Origin of the sequence: Macrococcus sp. DPC7161 (assembly GCF_004117835.1) — a bacterium.
GTDB lineage: Bacteria > Bacillota > Bacilli > Staphylococcales > Staphylococcaceae > SDSC01.
On sequence record NZ_SDSC01000064.1, the window covers coordinates 1 to 349 of the forward strand.

A 349-nucleotide genomic window follows, 5' to 3' on the forward strand; every position below is an offset into this window, starting at 1 on the left:
AATTGGACTTGCACTCCTGCGATACCTGGTTCTGTTCCACCATTTTGGATGTCATCTCCATTTGTATCTAACCATACTTTATCTCCGATTTCATATGTTGGCACTGGTGTTGTCGTTGTTCTAAAACCTCGGTCAATTGTGTAGTTGTCCGCATTTGTGATAGTCACATCTTGCGATGCTACGTTTGAGTTATCTCCATCTGTTTGTTCATTCACACTTGTTACTTCTGTGTAATTTGTTGTTGATCCATCTGGATTTGTCACTTGAGCTGGTGTTCCAAATACTACTGTATAGTCGCCTGGTTTTAAGCCGGTGAATAAATAATTACCATTAACATCTGTTGTTTGTG

The 349-nt window shown here is 39.5% G+C and carries 1 protein-coding gene; it reads right to left on the reverse strand.

Going from position 1 to position 349, the window contains the following annotated elements; genetic code table 11:
* The coding region (locus tag ER639_RS12130; RefSeq protein ID WP_240664086.1) for an MSCRAMM family adhesin SdrC at positions 1-349 on the reverse strand (349 nt) is incomplete at both ends.